Source organism: Paenibacillus sp. 01T431, from assembly GCF_056398625.1.
The window spans coordinates 289,816-307,242 of the sequence record NZ_JBFTPT010000001.1 but is presented as its reverse complement, the minus strand read 5'-3'; the positions used below and the strand labels follow the sequence as shown (position 1 = coordinate 307,242).

17 protein-coding genes are annotated in these 17,427 nt (G+C 44.0%); 4 read left to right on the top strand and 13 right to left on the bottom strand.

Translation table 11 applies throughout. The features are described from left to right. Positions 1-726 precede the first annotated feature (726 nt). Complete coding sequence (locus tag AC1DM9_RS01380) at positions 727-1,671, top strand: helix-turn-helix transcriptional regulator (RefSeq protein ID WP_477578129.1); 945 nt, start codon at positions 727-729, stop codon at positions 1,669-1,671. Positions 1,672-1,751: 80 nt separating this feature from the next. Next, entirely contained in the window at positions 1,752-2,255 is a 504-nt protein-coding gene (locus AC1DM9_RS01375; protein ID WP_477510394.1) for a DinB family protein, read from the top strand. Positions 2,256-2,397: 142 nt separating this feature from the next. Here AC1DM9_RS01375 and AC1DM9_RS01370 read toward each other — a convergent pair whose 3' ends face one another. Genes AC1DM9_RS01370 through AC1DM9_RS01355 form a run of 4 tightly spaced genes read right to left on the bottom strand, consistent with a single transcriptional unit; the run spans position 2,398 to position 7,343 of the window. Then, on the bottom strand, positions 2,398-4,179 hold the full coding sequence (locus AC1DM9_RS01370; RefSeq protein ID WP_477578127.1) for an ABC transporter ATP-binding protein: 1,782 nt from the start codon (positions 4,177-4,179) through the stop codon (positions 2,398-2,400). Positions 4,180-4,189: 10 nt separating this feature from the next. Further along, a complete protein-coding gene (locus AC1DM9_RS01365) occupies positions 4,190-5,932 on the bottom strand; it encodes an ABC transporter ATP-binding protein (protein ID WP_477578126.1) in 1,743 nt (580 codons plus the stop codon). A 17-nt stretch (positions 5,933-5,949) separates the two neighbouring features. Then, entirely contained in the window at positions 5,950-6,525 is a 576-nt protein-coding gene (locus AC1DM9_RS01360; protein ID WP_477578124.1) for a hypothetical protein, read from the bottom strand. Then, positions 6,522-7,343 carry a hypothetical protein gene (locus AC1DM9_RS01355; RefSeq protein WP_477578122.1) on the bottom strand — a complete coding sequence of 274 codons (822 nt, stop codon included), beginning with the start codon at positions 7,341-7,343 and terminating at the stop codon, positions 6,522-6,524. Before AC1DM9_RS01355 ends, AC1DM9_RS01360 begins: the two co-directional genes overlap by 4 nt. A 154-nt stretch (positions 7,344-7,497) precedes the next feature. Between AC1DM9_RS01355 and AC1DM9_RS01350 the strand changes: the two genes are divergently transcribed. After that, on the top strand, positions 7,498-8,586 hold the full coding sequence (locus AC1DM9_RS01350) for a glycosyltransferase (RefSeq protein WP_477578121.1): 1,089 nt from the start codon (positions 7,498-7,500) through the stop codon (positions 8,584-8,586). Between the two features lie 86 nt (positions 8,587-8,672). Continuing rightward, positions 8,673-9,620, top strand: a complete 948-nt coding sequence (locus AC1DM9_RS01345; protein ID WP_477578120.1) for a TRM11 family SAM-dependent methyltransferase — start codon at positions 8,673-8,675, stop codon at positions 9,618-9,620. A 13-nt stretch (positions 9,621-9,633) separates the two neighbouring features. Here AC1DM9_RS01345 and AC1DM9_RS01340 read toward each other — a convergent pair whose 3' ends face one another. From AC1DM9_RS01340 to AC1DM9_RS01300, 9 genes are all read right to left on the bottom strand, one after another. Further along, positions 9,634-10,407: an alpha/beta hydrolase gene (locus AC1DM9_RS01340; RefSeq protein WP_441882756.1), complete on the bottom strand. Its 774-nt coding sequence runs from the start codon at positions 10,405-10,407 to the stop codon at positions 9,634-9,636. 179 nt (positions 10,408-10,586) lie between these two features. Continuing rightward, positions 10,587-11,051: a divergent PAP2 family protein gene (locus AC1DM9_RS01335; RefSeq protein ID WP_477578118.1), complete on the bottom strand. Its 465-nt coding sequence runs from the start codon at positions 11,049-11,051 to the stop codon at positions 10,587-10,589. A gap of 54 nt (positions 11,052-11,105) precedes the next feature. Then, a complete protein-coding gene (locus tag AC1DM9_RS01330) occupies positions 11,106-11,957 on the bottom strand; it encodes an MBL fold metallo-hydrolase (protein WP_477578384.1) in 852 nt (283 codons plus the stop codon). After that, positions 11,957-12,718 (bottom strand): ABC transporter permease, encoded by a 762-nt coding sequence (locus tag AC1DM9_RS01325; protein ID WP_076267194.1) that lies wholly within the window; start codon positions 12,716-12,718, stop codon positions 11,957-11,959. Before AC1DM9_RS01325 ends, AC1DM9_RS01330 begins: the two co-directional genes overlap by 1 nt. Continuing rightward, positions 12,706-13,458 carry an ABC transporter ATP-binding protein gene (locus tag AC1DM9_RS01320; RefSeq protein WP_477578116.1) on the bottom strand — a complete coding sequence of 251 codons (753 nt, stop codon included), beginning with the start codon at positions 13,456-13,458 and terminating at the stop codon, positions 12,706-12,708. Before AC1DM9_RS01320 ends, AC1DM9_RS01325 begins: the two co-directional genes overlap by 13 nt. Positions 13,459-13,626: 168 nt before the next feature. Next, positions 13,627-14,607, bottom strand: coding sequence for a siderophore ABC transporter substrate-binding protein (locus AC1DM9_RS01315; protein ID WP_339204896.1), 981 nt, complete (start codon positions 14,605-14,607; stop codon positions 13,627-13,629). A 71-nt stretch (positions 14,608-14,678) separates the two neighbouring features. Beyond that, positions 14,679-15,437, bottom strand: a complete 759-nt coding sequence (locus AC1DM9_RS01310) for an iron ABC transporter ATP-binding protein (RefSeq protein WP_076267195.1) — start codon at positions 15,435-15,437, stop codon at positions 14,679-14,681. Continuing rightward, the gene (locus AC1DM9_RS01305; protein ID WP_076267196.1) at positions 15,434-16,375 is read right to left on the bottom strand and encodes an iron chelate uptake ABC transporter family permease subunit; all 942 of its coding nucleotides are present in this window, start codon (positions 16,373-16,375) and stop codon (positions 15,434-15,436) included. The genes AC1DM9_RS01310 and AC1DM9_RS01305 overlap by 4 nt, the downstream gene beginning before the upstream one ends. Further along, positions 16,365-17,318 (bottom strand): ABC transporter permease, encoded by a 954-nt coding sequence (locus tag AC1DM9_RS01300; RefSeq protein WP_076267197.1) that lies wholly within the window; start codon positions 17,316-17,318, stop codon positions 16,365-16,367. The genes AC1DM9_RS01305 and AC1DM9_RS01300 overlap by 11 nt, the downstream gene beginning before the upstream one ends. Positions 17,319-17,427 lie beyond the last annotated feature (109 nt).

The following is a 17,427-nucleotide window of genomic DNA, read 5'->3' as shown; positions in this document are numbered from 1 at the left end:
TTTGTCTATTTAATAAATGCCGAAGTGGTTCTTTCCGTATATTCAAGCTTAATGTTACAATATTTTCAAATCCATAATCGTGCCTAGAGATGTGTTGACCTTCTAAATTTTCTACGAAACTCCCATTAATATGTCGAAAGATACGGTATTCATAGGACTGAGAAGCAAAAAACAGGACTTATCAAACAAGCGGGAAATGCAAGGATGAGCTATAGATCACTGCAACAGAAATCTAACGAACACCAGACACCTTATTTGCTTTAAAATGTAACCTTTCTAGTTCTAACGAACCTAGAGGGCCTTATTAGACCTCAATTGATGTAAATGAGCTCTATTTTACACATATAACGTTATCTGAGTTCGTTAGAATTTATTTAGGACCTGATTATTGCAAATAGCAGCATGTAGGTTCGTTAGAATTCAGTCACTGCTCGTTGCTTCTAGGCTAGGCAGAATTCAGTATCTGCTCGTTACTTCTTAGTTCATTAGCATTCAGTATCTGCTCGTTACTTCTGGGTTCATTAGAACTAAGACTATGCTCGTTGCTTCTAAGTTCAACAGCATTCAGTAGCTGCTCGTTGTTTCTGGGTTCATTAGCATTCAGTTTATGCTCGATGCTTCTGGGTTCGTTAGAATTCAGTCTCTGCTCGTTGCTTCTATTTTCGTCAAAGCCAGCCGCCCCAAACCCGACAAGCACTACTCTCTACAATAAATCCACATCCACAGGTGATTACTTTGAAAATAGAACGATTGCTCGCTGTTATCATTTATTTATTGAATCACGGCAGAACAAGCGCTTCGGTTTTGTCCCAAAAGTTTGAAGTCTCAAACCGAACGATTCAGAGGGATATGGAAGCCATTAATATGGCAGGCATCCCCATCCTTTCATTCCCGGGGCTGCTCGGAGGTTTTGAAATTATGGAGGGCTACCGCTTAAGCCATCAGGTTCTCACTAAAGATGAGCTCGTTTCCGTAATGACAGGACTAAAAGGGCTGCAAAGCCATTCGGATGATCTTGATGTTGCCCGCACGCTGGAGAAGATGCGAGCCCTATTGAAAAAAAGCGATATTCATTATACGGATAAAGCACTGGAACAATGGATTATTGATTTATCCTCATGGGGCTGCAATGAGGAGGAGAAGAAAAAAACAACTCTCCTTCGACAGGCCATTCAGAAGAAAATGGTCGTAACCGTTGATTACACCAACTCCCAAGGCTGCTCAGCTAAAGCTGTCGTGGAGCCGGCTTCCGTCGTTCATAAAGGGTTCCATTGGTATTTGTACGGCTATTGCAGAGACAAAAATATAACAAAGCTTTATCGACTATCGAGAATGCGAAAACTAGCTGCCATATCCGAAATCTTTGACCGAGAAATCGCCGTTTATGACGCTGCAGCCATTGAAGCCGAATGGAAAATGAATACGAAGACGGTGCATTTGGTGATGCGTTTTCAACCTAGCGTTAAAGTGAGAGTCGAAGATTCTTTTCAAGAAGGAATCATTCGCTGTGAGAATGACGGTACAATGGTTGTTGAAATCGTCTATCCTGAGGATGAATGGGTATATGGCATGATTTTGAGCTACGGGGACGCCGTGGAAATAATGGAGCCGAAATATGTGAGGGATATTATCCGAGATAGAGCGAAAAAAATATGGCGGCTTTACAGCTAAAAAAAAGAACGAAACGATGACAGGCAGTTGTCGTGGTTTATGTACTACAATTCAGTTATATCTGATTGTAGGAGGATTATATGATTAAACAAAATGAACTTATTCAGCAGTTTGGCAGCTTAGCGCCGTGGTATTCATCCTTATCCCATATCACACCTGAACCAGCATGGCTTAATCCGATCAAGGAGGGCAAATGGTCCTCCGCAGAAATCATTGCCCATTTAGACAAATGGGATCAATATTTCATTACAAGCGTACTGCCCGAAGCTGAAAAACACAGCAAAGTTGAATTCCCGAACCACGATGAATATAATGCTGCCTCCTCGGCTTACGCATTATCCGGCATATTGCCTTCTGAAATTTTGAATCAAGCGATTGAGACAAGACAAAAACTTGTGCAAAAATTAACCGAAATGACTGAGCAGCAATTTTTTCATCCTATTATTGTACACGGAAATACACATTGTCCACAAACGAAAGCTCCCTATTCGATCGGATATTTAATTTTTGATTTTATCCAGCATGATGAGCATCATCGCAAACAAGTAGAAGAGTTTCTACTTCAGCCGCAGTCTAAGAAGTGATACAAGAGATCGCATAAATGAAGCCTATTTCAACTAAATCAGCACACGATTTAAATTATATATAGCAGCGGCAGCCTCGGAATAATTCCATTCCTTGGCTGCCGCTATTCTCATTCCTATTCAAAGCATTAAAAGTAAACTTCTACCGTCCTTGTGTTTCCATCGCTACAGTGGCCGGCTCAGTCGATACTTTCTCGCCTTTCTGCAGCTGATACATTTTATAATATCTGCCTCGCAGCGCCATTAGAGTATCATGATTGCCGCGCTCAACGATTTCACCGCGATGCAAGACGAGAATCTGATTCGCCTCTCGAATGGTGGACAAGCGATGAGCGATAATTAGTGTTGTCCTGCCTTCACTGACCACCTTCAAGGCTTGCTGAATCAGTCCCTCCGTCTCACTGTCGATGCTGGCTGTCGCCTCATCCAATATAAGAATAGAAGGATCGAAGGCTAAAGCTCTAGCGAAGGAGATAAGCTGCCGCTGTCCCGAAGACAACGTACTGCCGCGCTCAACTACAGGTTCATCATAGCCGCCAGGCAGCTGCTCTACAAAAGTTGCCGCCCCAACATCCTTCAGCACGCTTTTCACACGATCCATTGTGATGTCCTTGTTGTACAGGCTGACGTTGAATTTAATGTCGCCTGCGAACAAGTAAGGATCTTGCAGCACAATGCCCATATGCTTGCGCAGCTCCTGCTTCGAATACGTCGCTATATTACGTCCATCAATCGTAATGTTCCCTTGATCAGGCTCATAAAAGCCAAGCAGCAGATTCATGATCGAGCTTTTGCCCGAACCGGTATGACCGACTAATGCAACCGTCTCTCCCCTGCGCGCTTCGAATGAAATTTGCTTCAGAACGTTTTCGCCCTCTTTATATGCAAACGTAATGTTATCGAATTTCACGACACCATCCGGACGTTTCACCTGAGCTACCTCTTCGACCTCCATTCCTTCCATGTCCAATATCGCAAATACCTTCTCCGCAGAAACAAATGCACGCTGTGCATTCGTCAGTTGGTCGAAGATACCGATAATCGGCTGAAAAATACGACCCAAATAATCGATAAAAGCATAAAACACGCCGTACAGAATTGCTGTTTCCAGTGAAGCCCGCCCAAAGTACCAAATAACCATCGCTGTTACCAAGCTTCCAATGGTGCCCACAATGTTTCTTGAAGACAAAGAGAAAACTCTAAACTGCTTGATCTGGTTAATGTATCGATCCTCGTTCAGCACCTCAAACTCTTCGAGCGTCACCTTCTCGCGGCGAAAGGCTTGAATAATCGGCATAACGACAATTGATTCGTTGATCATTGCATTCATGTCGCTGAGACGTGCGCGCATAATCGTAATGTATTTCTTGGAGTATTTTAAATGAATGACCATAATGATCGCGAAAAGCGGCGGCAAGAGCAAGCAAAACATCGCGAGCCGCACATCCAAAATAAACAATGCAGTAAAAATACCTAGCAGCTGTACGAAGCTGACAACAAAGGTCGCCATGAAGCTCATGAATAAATCCCTTATCGCCTCTGTGTCGTTCGCAATTCTCGATACAATTTGCCCGATCGGCGTATTGTCGAAGTAGCGCAGCGGAATTCGCTGAATATGACTCATTAAATCCATACGCATATTTTTGATAATGCGAAGCGCCGTCGTCTGCAAAATATAGGATTGCGAGAAATTGCTAATACTTGCAACAAGCAGCAGCCCCATATAAACGCTCAGCAGCCCGAGAACTGGCATGATATCATTCCCGCCGACTGATAAATGCTTGTCGATTATCGTTTTTATAATAAAAGGTCCGCCGAGCTCAGCACCTACCGCGCAGCACAGAATAAGCAGGGCGCCGATAATTCTAAACTTATAGACGAGAGCATATGCGAATAGTCTTCTCGCCGTTGATTGTTTTGGCATTCTAAGCCTCCTATTCTTCCAAGCTAGCTTCCATTTGCTGCCGTTCCCACTGTTCCTTGTACCAGCCGCCAAACAGCATCAGCTCTTCATGAGTGCCTTCTTCGATGATTCGGCCCTCATTCAGCACAAGTATCCAGTCCGCATGACTAACCGCTGATAGGCGATGAGTCGTAATAAATGTCGTCTTTCCTTCACGCTCCAAACGAATATGGTGAAGAATTCGACTTTCCGTCCGTGCATCAACTGCCGAAAGTGAATCATCCAGCAGCAATATTTCGGAATCAACGAGCAATGCTCGTGCAATCGCCAGCCGCTGTTTTTGTCCACCTGAGAGCATAACACCATTTTCCCCAACGACCGTTTCAAGTCCTTCTGGCATTTGTGCAATATCTTCTGTAAAAGAAGCCATTTGAACCGCTCGAGCGATTTCATCATGTGTTGCGTTCGGCTTGCCTAACGCAATATTTTCTCGAATGGTCTTGGAGAGAAGCAAATGCTCCTGAGGCACATAGGCAATCCAGCGTCTCATCTGGTCTATCTCAATTTGCTCAACTGGAACTCCCGCTACCATTAAGCGATCCGCTTCAAGCGGATATTGACGCAGCAGCTGCTTAAGCAGCGTACTCTTCCCACTCCCCGTTTTCCCTACGATTCCAAGTGTCTGGCCTCGTTCAAGTTGAAAGGATACATTGTTCAAGCTAGGCTGGCTAGCCGTAGGATAGGTAAAGGTGAGCTGTTTCATCTCAATGCGCGTAGGCACCTTAATGGCAACAGGCTTATCCGAATCTTGAAGATCCGGCTTTTGCGTTAACGCCGAGTCCAATCGATCAGCAGAAGCACTGCCGCGCTGCAGCACATTAATAAACTCGCCAAACGAAATCATTGGCCAAATGAGCATGCCCAAATAGATATTAAATGAAATGAGCTGACCAAGTGAAATCTCATCTTGGAATACGAGATATGAGCCATAACCTATTCCAATAGAATAACTGACACCTACAATTAACGAGATAATCGGCTGAAACATCGCATTTAGAATCGAAACCCGTTTATTTTTGTTCATTACTTCTGAGGTCACATGATCGAATGCAACAAGATCATTGTTTTCCTGCACGTACGAACGAATAACGCGTATGCCCGAAATCGATTCCAGCGCATGTTCATTCATTTTCCCAAAGGAAGCCTGGGCGTCGAGAAAGCGGGTTCTTACTTTTTTGCCCAGCTTGCTAATTACGACTGCCAGCAACGGGAGCGGAATAAGTGCCGCGATCATTAATTTATAGCTGACTAATGAAATCATCATAATAATGACTACCGATGCTCCTACCAGCGTATTGACGAGCGTCATTACACCATATCCAGCTGTCTGGCCAATTGCGAGTACATCATTTGTCGCGAGCGCCATCAGCTGTCCCGTGCTGTTGCGCTGAAAGAAAGCAGGCGTCATCCTTGTTAAATTTGCTAGCAGCTTCCCTCTCAGCACCTTCTCGATAAGCGCCGAATTGCCAAATAGCGTCGTAATCCATATATAGACCATGACGTAAAGAAATAACGCAAGCAGAACTAGTGTCAACACCGTCTGCGTTAAACCAGCTGAGGTCAGCTGGCCATCGCGGATGTTGTCAACCGTTCGTCCAATTAGATTAGGCGGTATTGTGGAGAGCAGGCTAACTAACGCCATAATGCCTATGGCAAGCGCGTAGCTGCCCCATCTATCCTTAAAAAACCATCGCAACCGTTTTACAAAAGACATGAGATCCCCCTTTTCTGCTAATTCAACGACCTTTTCTCTCTAACATTTGAGATTCGAAATGGCAATCGAAGAAATAGCAGCTCCATAATGAATAACAATATTCCAAAAGCGATTAGCAGCATGACCCAGCTATCTTCTACATTCAACAAGAACGGATATATTATAACCATTAAAATGTTGAACACCAAATAAGTATTTCTGCGGCTAATCGCAGTATCCAACAACTGAACAGCCCCATCCTGTTTCAGCATTTCAATAAGTCCATTGAAAATCCAATACGCCATCAAAATATGAAGAATAAACAGCAGTTGCGAATAGAGATGGACGGCGAGCGGTATAGACGAAAATTCCGTAATTGTTACATTTGTTTGGATAAACAGAACTGGAATAGTAAGAATGATTAGAACAATAGAAATGTACTTCGCTTTCTTATATGCCGGGTGTATGGAGCCCAGTTGCTGCAGGGCTGACAAAACCATCAAGTAACCTATAATGTCAGGCAGCAAATCAAAGTATCCAAGCCTTATATCTATCATTGCAATAACAAGGCCCCAGCCAAGTCTCCTTAGTTCGCGTCTGAAAGGGGTGCTCAATGCATTTCACCTCCCGAACGGACTAAAYGCTTCAGCTGCCGCTCACTAATATAAAGGTTGTGATTAATGGGAATGTTCTCTATCATTTCCTGTCCGTCTTCCAGCTTGAAGTGAAGAATGATTTTGGACTTAAACATCGTGACGGCTTCGGGCTCATTTTCCGGAATAGACCATTGATATGCAAATGCTAATGAATCATCTTGCGACAGCTTCATAGGGAATTCAACCGACTCAAGCGGCTTCCCAGATAGATCAAGCTTGAACCATGGCTTCACTTTATCGCTGAACGTATATTCAATCTTCTCTAAAACAGCTGCTTTCCTTACATAAACCTTATAGCTTCCAGAGCCATTTGAGGACGAGCCACCCGAAGCAAAGTCTAGTATGCCTTCTCGTTTATTCCACTCGACATTAATCTCACCAATCGGAACTTTTCTAGACTGCCCTTTCTCGTAATACACCGTAATCTCTCTTATTGTGAACGGTATTTTCCTATCCTCATTGATAACATCTGGCATCAATTGTCCAGAGGCTCGCATCTCAGATTGATGAGTATGCGTGTTGCTTTTATAAATTTGAAATCGGAATTCCGGCAGTTCTTCTATTTGAATGCTGCTTACTTTATTAGATGCTTGTTTATTTTCAAAAAATGTAAAATCAAGTATTTCACCAGTGCTCCCATTTATGGTGCTGTCATGCTTTAGAAACAGCGCCTCCTTCAGCTGCATGCTCTGAAAATACCAAAGGTTTCCTAGCCAGCTTCCCGCAATGAGAAACACGACGATATACCATCTCATTTTAATTTTCAGTCTTGTCACCCCTCTCCTCATCTGTTCATATTACCACTTATTTGTGCTAGAGATAATAATTGGTTTTAAAATAAGTGATTGTTCTTTATAACGAATGTGATATGATTATTTTGAACATCGCTTTATGAAATTTAAACGATCGAACACGTCAGAGGTGTAGCCTATGAATTACGCGATAAGTGCGATTGTACCTATATTTAATGCCGAAAATTGGCTGCGTCCCTGTTTGAAAAGCATTCTTAATCAGTCTTTTCGAAATATTGAGGTGCTGCTCGTCAATGACGGTTCCACTGATCTCAGTGGCGCAATATGCGAAGAATTCGCTATAACAGACAATAGAGTTAAAGTGATTCACAAGCCAAACGGCGGTGCGAGCAGCGCCAAAAATGCCGGTTTACAAGCGGCAAGCGGCAAATACGTCGCCTTTCTTGATGCTGACGATGAAATCGATCCGCTTTTTTTCGTAAAGCTATACGGCATGGCAGAAGAGCATGCTTGCGAAGTGTTGATTGGAGGTTACGCGACAATTCCAACGAAACAGAACGTATCGCCCTGCTTTCGGCTGCATACCGTTATGAACGGCAAAGATTTAATACTAAGCGCCGCAGCTGTTCATTCTAATAATGACCTGTGTTTTACTTGGCGCAGTCTATTTCTTCGCGCATCGCTTGAAAAAAACGGGATTCTGTACAACGAGGGATTAACGGTAGGAGAAGATACCATTTTCCATTTGGAAGCCTTGCTAACCTCTGATCGTGTCTGTGCGATTCCGGACCCTTTGTATTATCACAACACGGTTAACAATCTGAACAGCCTTATTCGTTCTCCCTATAAACATTATCTTGAAGAAAGCCTTGTTCTGCAGTACCAGCTGCGGAAGAGCTTATCCGAGAAATTCGGTTTATTAGCGCATGCCCATTATAGAAAGGACATGGCGTCCTACCATATCCAAACGATTCTTTCGATGCTGATCAACAATTTCAAAAACAATCCTGTCGCTCCTGCAAAAATAGATATTGCAAGAATCGTCAACCTTAAAATGATGACAGACAGTACGAAGGAGCTTGGCTGGCTTCACAATTACAGCAACATCAAGTCTTTTCTTTATTATTTAACGCTTAAATTCAAGCTTGCTGCATGGCTATATCACTTTGAATTCCGCTTGCCGCRCCAATCGCCATTGCTTGTTCTCAAGCTTTTTGGAAGGAAAAAAACTATTCATAACCGACTGATTCGCCACACTAAGCGTTAATCGCACATCGCCATTCCTTTGTCCGCCCCTCCTTTTCATGTATACTAGAGGCTTCAATTCAATTATACAAAGGATGCGACAACAACTTGGAAAATAGAAACAATCTATTCGTATATACCTATGGCTATCGCATTGAAGAGGCTGATTTATGCCGCTTGGAGATGCGTTCTTTATTTGGAAAACAATCAGAAACTGATCTTTTGTTTAGCGAAATAGACGTACATCCCGACCGCAGTCCTTTTATGAGAGAGCGGCTTGAAGTTTTATATCAAGGCGAACGGCTTGAGGATATTTTGGAGCAGGTAAAGCAAATTCAATTAGGAGAGGCTACATTTAAGGTGATTTTCCTAAAAATGAATGACCTGACGGCGGAAAACAAAATCGATTTTGAAGGACAACGCGCAATTGAACGTGAACTTGGCGTTTATATCGAAGGCGAGGCTGATGTACGCAAACCTGATTGCGTTTTTGGCATTTTAACATGGGGCGGTCGCTGGTACTTTGGCAATTATATAAAAAGCAAAGCTGTCTGGCTTGCACACATGCAAAAACCGCGCAGCTATTCCATTGCACTCAGCACGCGAGTTGCGCGCGCTATAGCCAATATCGCTATCCCGAATCCAGTCGGGATTAAAGCGATCGACCCTTGCTGCGGCATTGGGACGGTACTGGTAGAGGCGCTGTCCATGGGCATGAACATCGTCGGCCGAGATATCAACCATTTTATCATTCGCGGGACACGTGAAAACCTGGCTCATTTCGAATATGAAACAGATGCCGTTTGCGGTGATATTGCTGATATCTCTGACCATTATGATGTAGCCATTGTAGATATGCCTTACAATCATTTCTCTAATACGACACCCGAGGCACAATTCTCCTTGCTGCAGCATACTCGCCGAATCGCAAACAAAGCTGTCATTGTGACTGCTGATCCAATGGACGAGCTTATTGCAAACGCAGGCCTTACCATCTTAGATCGCTGTACAACTCGAAAAGGCAGCTTCATCAGACAAATAATCGTCTGTGAATAGTAGATTACAGCTATTATTTGTACCCATTAAATGCTAGCCACGATGCGCAAGCAGCCGTCCATTCTTTTGTATGCTCCTCATCCTCGGCTAAGCCAAGCCCATGACGTCCTTTCGTATACACGTGAAGATCAAAAGGAACCTGGTGCTTGCTCAGCGCGGATGCGAACAAAAGGCTGTTCTCGACAGGAACGGCGCCATCATCTGCAGTATGCCATAAAAAAGTTGGCGGTGTATCCGAGGTTACCTGCGTTTCATTGCTGAGCTGTTCGATTTGATCCAGCTTCGCTTCTTTGCCAAGCAAATTTTCTCTTGAGCCCTCATGGGTGAAAGGATCTTTGAGTGTGATGACAGGATAACATAAGACGAGTAAATCCGGACGGCAGGACTGTCGTTCAATAACATCCTCTGCATTTTCATTCCCTTGGTCATAGCTTGTCCCCGCGTTTGAAACTAAATGCCCGCCTGCTGAAAATCCAAGAATACCTACTTTATTCGGATTAATGCGATACATTTCTGCTTTGAAACGGACGGTACGTATCGCTCGTTGAACATCCAGCAGTGCGCAAGGATATTGATAAGGCGCCACCCGATATCGCAAAACGAACGCAGAAATGCCTAAACTGTTCAGCCATTGTGCAATCGGTTTTCCCTCATGGTGCGCTCGCCCGCCATAACCACCGCCTGGACATACGATAATTGCTGGTCTATTCTCGCCATCTACAAGATAAGGCGTTATAGCTGGACAATCCTCATCTGCATTTCCCAGTGCATACGGCGCTCCGTGCATCCACAATAATTGCTCTGCCACCTTATTTCCCCCTTATGCTGCATAAGAATTGAAATCTTTTACCATTATATAACTAACGGTTCGGCCAGTCATCTGCAAAAGTATGTATTCAAATAAAAGCAGGCTTAAGCCAAAAAAGCGCCTAAGCCTGTCTATTCATTTTACAATTGCTGCTTGCCTTATTTCTTGTTAATCGTCAAAGCTCCAACGAAACCGATAAATGCTCCGAGCAGTGAGCCGGCTAAAACTTCACTAGGCTGATGACCGAGACTTTCCTTAAGCCGTTCACGCCTGCGAGCATGATACAATCCTGGATGTTCGCCAGCCAGCTTCTCCACATCCTCGTCCAAATCATTTACCTGCACCGCAATTTCACCTGTATGCCTGCGAATATTCATCGCATCGTACATCACAATAATGCCCAGCATCGCAGATATGGCAAATTCCGGCGTCTTTACGCCATATTTGGTCGCCGTGTATGCAGCTAGCGCGGAAACGCCGCTTGAATGTGAACTCGGCATTCCACCTGAACCAATAATTTTCCGCACATCCCATTTGCCGCTTCTCGCAAAATGTACAGGCAGCTTAAGCAATTGGGCTGTCCCAACAGCCGTCAACGCTGTCACAAGTCCTCTGTTTGACATATCCGTCAACCTCCAGTCCTTATTCCCATCTCATTTTGCCCTGCTGAGCGTAAATTATTTCATATAAATAAATCGCTCACCGGGGGCGAACATATGGAACTTCTGGGCTGGATAATGACGCTGGATATAATCGACGAAATAAGCAGGGTTCTCATCATTGTGTGGAAATAAGCCATAATGCATTGGAATCAATAAATCAGCATGAATTTGTACCGCAATCTCAACAGCCTCACGATAATTGCAATTGCCGACGATCCCCTGTTCATTGCGAACAAAATCTCTTCCATTGATCGGCAATAATGCAATATCGATTTGTCTGCTTTGCAGCCAAGTGACAAGCTCTGGGAAACCAACGGTATCGCCAGAGTGATAAAGATGAATGCCATTAAAATTCGCAACATAACCTAGAAACTTATGTTCACCTGCTTCATCCTGTTCGAACTGTTCATGCTTGGCAGCGAATGCATCGAGCCTTATGCCGCCTGCAAGCTCAATCGATTGTCCATGAGAGATGCCAATCAGCTGCTCATCACGGAAACCCCATTCCTTCAATAGCGGAAGATGAGCTCTCGGCACGATAAACCGTGTTTTGGATGATTGCTGAATAACTTGCAGCGTCTGCTTGTCCATATGATCCTCATGGTGGTGGGAGCATACGACATAATCGACATCGAGGCAATCCGAAGGGGACAGCGGCGATTCGAAGGCTCGTGACCACGGCGGTCCTGCCATCTCATACACCCAGTTCGTCAAATACGGATCAAATAAAATCGTTTTTTTGTTCCATTTGACGAGAAAGCCCTCTTGTCCAAGTGCCCAAAGCGCTAAAGCTTGATCTGGAAGTTCAGTTCCAGCTATTTGATTTACTAAATTTTTCCCACTGTTATAAACGTTCACGACGGTCATCACCCTTTTTGCTCCATATTTTGAATGCGAAGGTCTTTCGTAAACCATAGCTTATAGCTTAATAAACTTAAAATAATGCTTGTAACCGCTGCTGAGCTTGCGAACGCAAACACAATTAATATTTGGTACCGAACCGCTTCGATCGGATTCGCGCCAGCGATAATCATCCCTGTCATCATACCGGGAAGCTGAACTAGACCTACTGTCTTCATTCCGTCTATCGTCGGAATCATGCTCGATTTAACCGATCGCTTCATTACGTCTTGAATCGCTTGCCTTGCTGTCGCTCCAAGTGAGAGCAGCGTCTCCATCTCGCCTTTCGAGGATTCGACCTCTCTTCTCATTTGATTGAGCAGTAAACCCGAAACGACCATCGCATTGCCGATCGTCATGCCGCTAATCGGAATAATGTATTGCGGTGTCGCTTCTATAATTCGAAAGCCGAGCAGCAGTCCCATCATAAGCAGCTCTGTCGATGTGATCGCAATCGCGATTTTCCAAATGATGCCCTTCAGTCCAGCTCCTCTTTTACCAGCATGATAAGACGCTACACTAATCATAAGTACAAGGATCATTGTAATAAACAGCGGGTTGCTCGTATTAAAAATAAATTGCAGCACATAGCCGACAAGCAGCAGCTGTACCGCAGAACGAATGGTGCCAATCGCGATGTCTCGCTCAAGCCCAAGCTTCTGCCATACGGAGATAAGCATCGTAATCATCACAAACAACAAGGTAAAGCTAAGTGCTACGATTGACATGGCTGCTCCTTTTGTATCGGCGCTTTTATATAATTTTGTGCGAGCTCAGATGTTGGATGTTCAAAAAAAGCAGCTGTGTCGCTATTCTCCAGCAGCGTTCCTTCCCCCATAAACCATATAGAGCTGCTCATCTGCTGAGCCTGCTCCAAATCATGTGTAACCCAAAGCATCGTTGCCCCTTCTTGATGATGCCACTCTCGCAGCACTTCCTCCACCATTTCCTTGCTGCCTCTGTCAAGCGACGCGGTAATCTCATCAAGAAGAAGCACGGTAGGATGAAGAAGCAAGGAACGGAGCAGCGATATTCGCTGTTTCTCTCCTCCTGACAGCTGTTCGGCACTTTTGCCCATATCAAGATGATCCAGCCCTAGCCTTGGCAGCATATGGCGTACGAGCTTCTCGTCATACGGCATGCGATGCAGCATACTCACGGTTCTCAAATTTTGCTCAATGCTCCCATTCAGCATAACGGACTGCTGAGCAACGTAACATACCTTCATTCTCCAAACCCTTGGATCTAGTTCTCGCTGTGAAACATTATGTAAACGGATATCACCCTCATCGGCGTTATCCAGACCTGCAAGCAAACGAAGCAGCGTGCTTTTACCTTGTCCAGATACACCTAATATAGAAATAATAGCCGGATCAGCAATCGTTGCAGAAACATTTGCGAACAGCTGAACATTCCCATCACCACTGCGGTTTTTCCTAATACTCTGAAGTTCCAAAACACTAGCCACAAACGTTCCTCCCTTCGGCTTCCCTTACATTATAGCTGTAATGCTTGGCTCTAAAAAGAAAATTTAATAAGCCACAGACCCGCTCGTATGCAAAAAAAGGCTGATGACTACTGCCGCAGTTGCGGAAGCAGGCCACCAGCCTTCATAGTCCATCTATGCTTGCTGCTATTATTTTATCGCTGCGTCAATTTCTTTAACCATTTCCGCTACAGAGATAAGTCCGCCGCCGGAAAGGTACCAGAAATCTGGATTAAGATATACGATATTTCCTTCTTTGTACGCTTTAGTGTTTTTCACCAAAGCATTCTCAACGGAAGAATGTGCATCCCCTGATCCCTCTGTCACTGCATTGCGGTCAACTACGAATAAGTAATCAGCATCCTTCTCTGCTACATATTCGAACGTAACAGGGTCGCCGTGCGTTGAAACTTTAATGTTCTCATCTACAGCCGGTATGCCAAACACATCATGAATGATACCGAAACGCGATGCTTTACCATATGCGCTGATTGCACCTTCGTTTGCCAAAATAATAAGGCCATTTTTTCCAGAAGCTGTTGCTTTTTCATTCAATGCTTTAATGGAATCATTAATTGCTGCCAGCTCTGTATCTGCTTCAGCTTCTTTAGAGAAGATTTGAGCCAGTGTTTTCACGTTAGTCGTAAAGGACTCCATGAAGTTTTTGTTGTCCACACCCATAAAAATCGTAGGAGCGATCTTCGTAAGCTCTTCGTAAGCATCCTGTTGACGACCTGAAATAATGATCAAGTCAGGTGCAGTTTCATTGATTTTCTCAAAGTCCGGCTCTTTCAAGCTGCCTGCGTTTACGTATTTTGCATCTTTAAATTTTTCAAGGTATGCAGGAACGCTAGCTTGCGGAAGTGAAGCAACCTCTACACCTAGCTTGTCTAGTGTATCAAGAGTACCATAGTCAAATACGACAACCTTGCTAGGATTAACAGGGACAACCGTTTCGCCAAGCTGATGTTTAACTGTAATTTCTGTAGGTGCATCTGTTGCAGGTGTTTCAGATGCTGGTGTGTTCGTAGCGCTGTTAGCGCCTTTATTTCCGTTGTTATTTGCGCCGCATGCTGCAAGCACCAAGCTTAGAATGACTAAAATGGCCAATACAGGTATAGATTTTTTCAAAACATTCACCCCTAAATCAATTTTTTTATATTGAAAGACTTGAAAACCGGAAGTAAGTAAATCTTGCATGACTACTTAAAATAGACGCCGATACGATTCCCGTTTATGAGCTCAATCGGTATGTCCATGTCATAGATGTCATGAAGCACGGCATTGTCGATGATCGTCTCGGTTGAACCTTCCTTGACGACCTTTCCATCCTTCAACGCCACGATATAATCGGAGTAGCAAGAAGCGAAATTGATATCGTGAATAACGAGCACGACCGTTTTGCCAAGCTCCTCAACGAGCCGCCGCAGCACCTTCATAATTTGGACAGAGTGCTTCATATCCAAGTTGTTGAGCGGTTCATCCAGCAATATGTATTCAGTGTTCTGAGCGATAACCATCGCAATAAATGCACGCTGGTTTTGTCCACCGCTGAGTTCATCAAGGTACTTGGCTTGCAGATCAACAAGATCCATATAAGCAATGGCTTCATCTACTTGCTGCCAATCTTCCTTTGTCAGCTTGCCTTGTGAATAAGGGAACCTGCCGAAGCTGACGAGCTCTCGTACCGTTAAACGAAGATTAATATGATTCGACTGTTTTAAGATCGATATTTTTTTGGCAAGATCAGCACTTTTCCAGCTACTTACTTCCTTCCCCTCAATTAACACTTGACCGCTGTCCTTCGCTAACAATCGGCTAATCATAGAGAGAAGCGTACTCTTGCCTGCACCGTTCGGACCGATAAACGAAGTGACCTTTCCCTTCGAAATCCGAATCGATACATCCTCGATCACCGGCTTGCCGCCATATGATTTGGAAACATTTTTAACCTCTATCATGCTTTTTTCTCCCTTAGCAGCAAATATAAAAAGTACGCTCCGCCGATGAAGTTAATAATGACGCTAATCGTCGTTTCAAACGTGAACACATGCTCTACGAGCAGTTGACCGCCAACGAGTGAAATGATGCTGATGAGTATCGCTCCTGGAATGAGATAGCTATGCCGATAGGTCTTCATGAACTGATAGGCTACGTTGACAACGAGCAGTCCAAGGAAGGTAATCGGCCCAACTAAAGCAGTAGATACAGCGATCAGAATGGCGACGATGACGAGCACTCTTTTGACAACATAATCATAAGGAATGCCAAGATTGACTGCATGCTCCTTGCCCAGCGATAACACGTCAAAATATTTACTTAGCCGCATGCCATAAATAGCTACAAGAGCGACGATGATGATTGAAATGATAAGCAGATCCGTGTTGACATTATTGAAGCTGGCGAACATTTTCCCCTGCACAATTAGAAATTCATTCGGATCAATAAGAACCTGCATGAACGTCGACATGCTCCCGAACAATGTGCCCATCACTAGCCCTATTAATAGAAGGAAATAAAGATTTCTGCCTTCCCTTTTGAATAGAAACTTATAGAGCAGCAGGGCGAATGCTATCATTGCCGCTATCGTAATAAAAAAATTAAGATGCTTGTTTGTGCTTGGCAGACTCATCGATCCAAAGGTAAAAACGACGAAGGTTTGAATCAGCATATAAAGGGAATCCAGCCCGATTATGCTCGGCGTCAAAATACGGTTGTTCGTAATGGTCTGAAAAATCATAGTGGAGTAAGCAATAGCGCCCCCGGTTACGACAATCGCCAGTACCTTCTTCAATCTTCTTGGCAGTGCATAATCCCAATGGGTCCCAAGATCGATGAACAAAAATACGGCAATTAATGCGACGCCCAGCACCGCAAGCAAACTTAGTTTAAGCTTCATATGCCTTTCTCCTCATCAACAAGTAAAGAAAAATAATGCTTCCGACAACGCCGATCGTGAGTCCGATTGGAATTTCATACGGAAAAATAATTAGGCGGCCAAGCACATCGCACACCAGCACGAATATGGCTCCAAGCACCGCCGTGTGCGACAGGTTTTTCTTCAAATTGTCGCCCATATAAAGCGTCACGATATTCGGAATAATGAGGCCAAGGAAAGGCAGCGTACCGACGGTCAAAATGACGATAACCGATACAAGAGCTACAATTACAAGCCCAATGTTAACGACAAGCTTATGATTCATTCCCAAATTGGTTGAAAACTCTTCGCCAAGACCAGCAATGGTAAACTTGTTCGCGTAGAGATAAGCTACTACGAGCAGCGGCAGGCTCACATACAGCAGCTCGTAACGTCCGCTCATTACAAGCGAGAAGCTGCCTTGCAGCCAAGATGAGATGTTTTGAATAAGATCATTTTTATAGGCAAAAAATGTAGTAACAGAGCTGATGATGTTACCGAACATCAATCCTACTAGTGGAATGAAAATCGTATCTTTAAATTTCAGACGATCGAGAATTTTCATGAACAGATAGGTTCCTGCGAGCGCAAAAGCAAACGCGATCAGCATTTTCTCAAGTGTACTCGCCGATGGAAACACCATTAAGGCAACGAGTATACCGAGTCTAGCGGAATCATCCGTTCCGCCGGTCGTAGGCGATACGAATTTGTTGCGGCTTAGCTGCTGCATTATCAAACCTGTAACGCTCATGCCGACACCGGCAATAATAATACTGATAAGCCTAGGAAAACGGCTGATGGTGAGAACCTGAAGCTGCTCATCCGTCAGACTGAACAGGTCCAGCGGCGAGATGTCTTTTACTCCGATAAATAAAGAAGTAATCGATAATACAATTAGCACGACAAAAAGATACCATAGCTTCATACTCAATCCTCGAATCATCACGAATATTATCAGAGATAATCATTCTCATTAATTATCAAAAAAATACATTGCCTCCGCTTATCATCATTCAATGATAACCATTATCAGC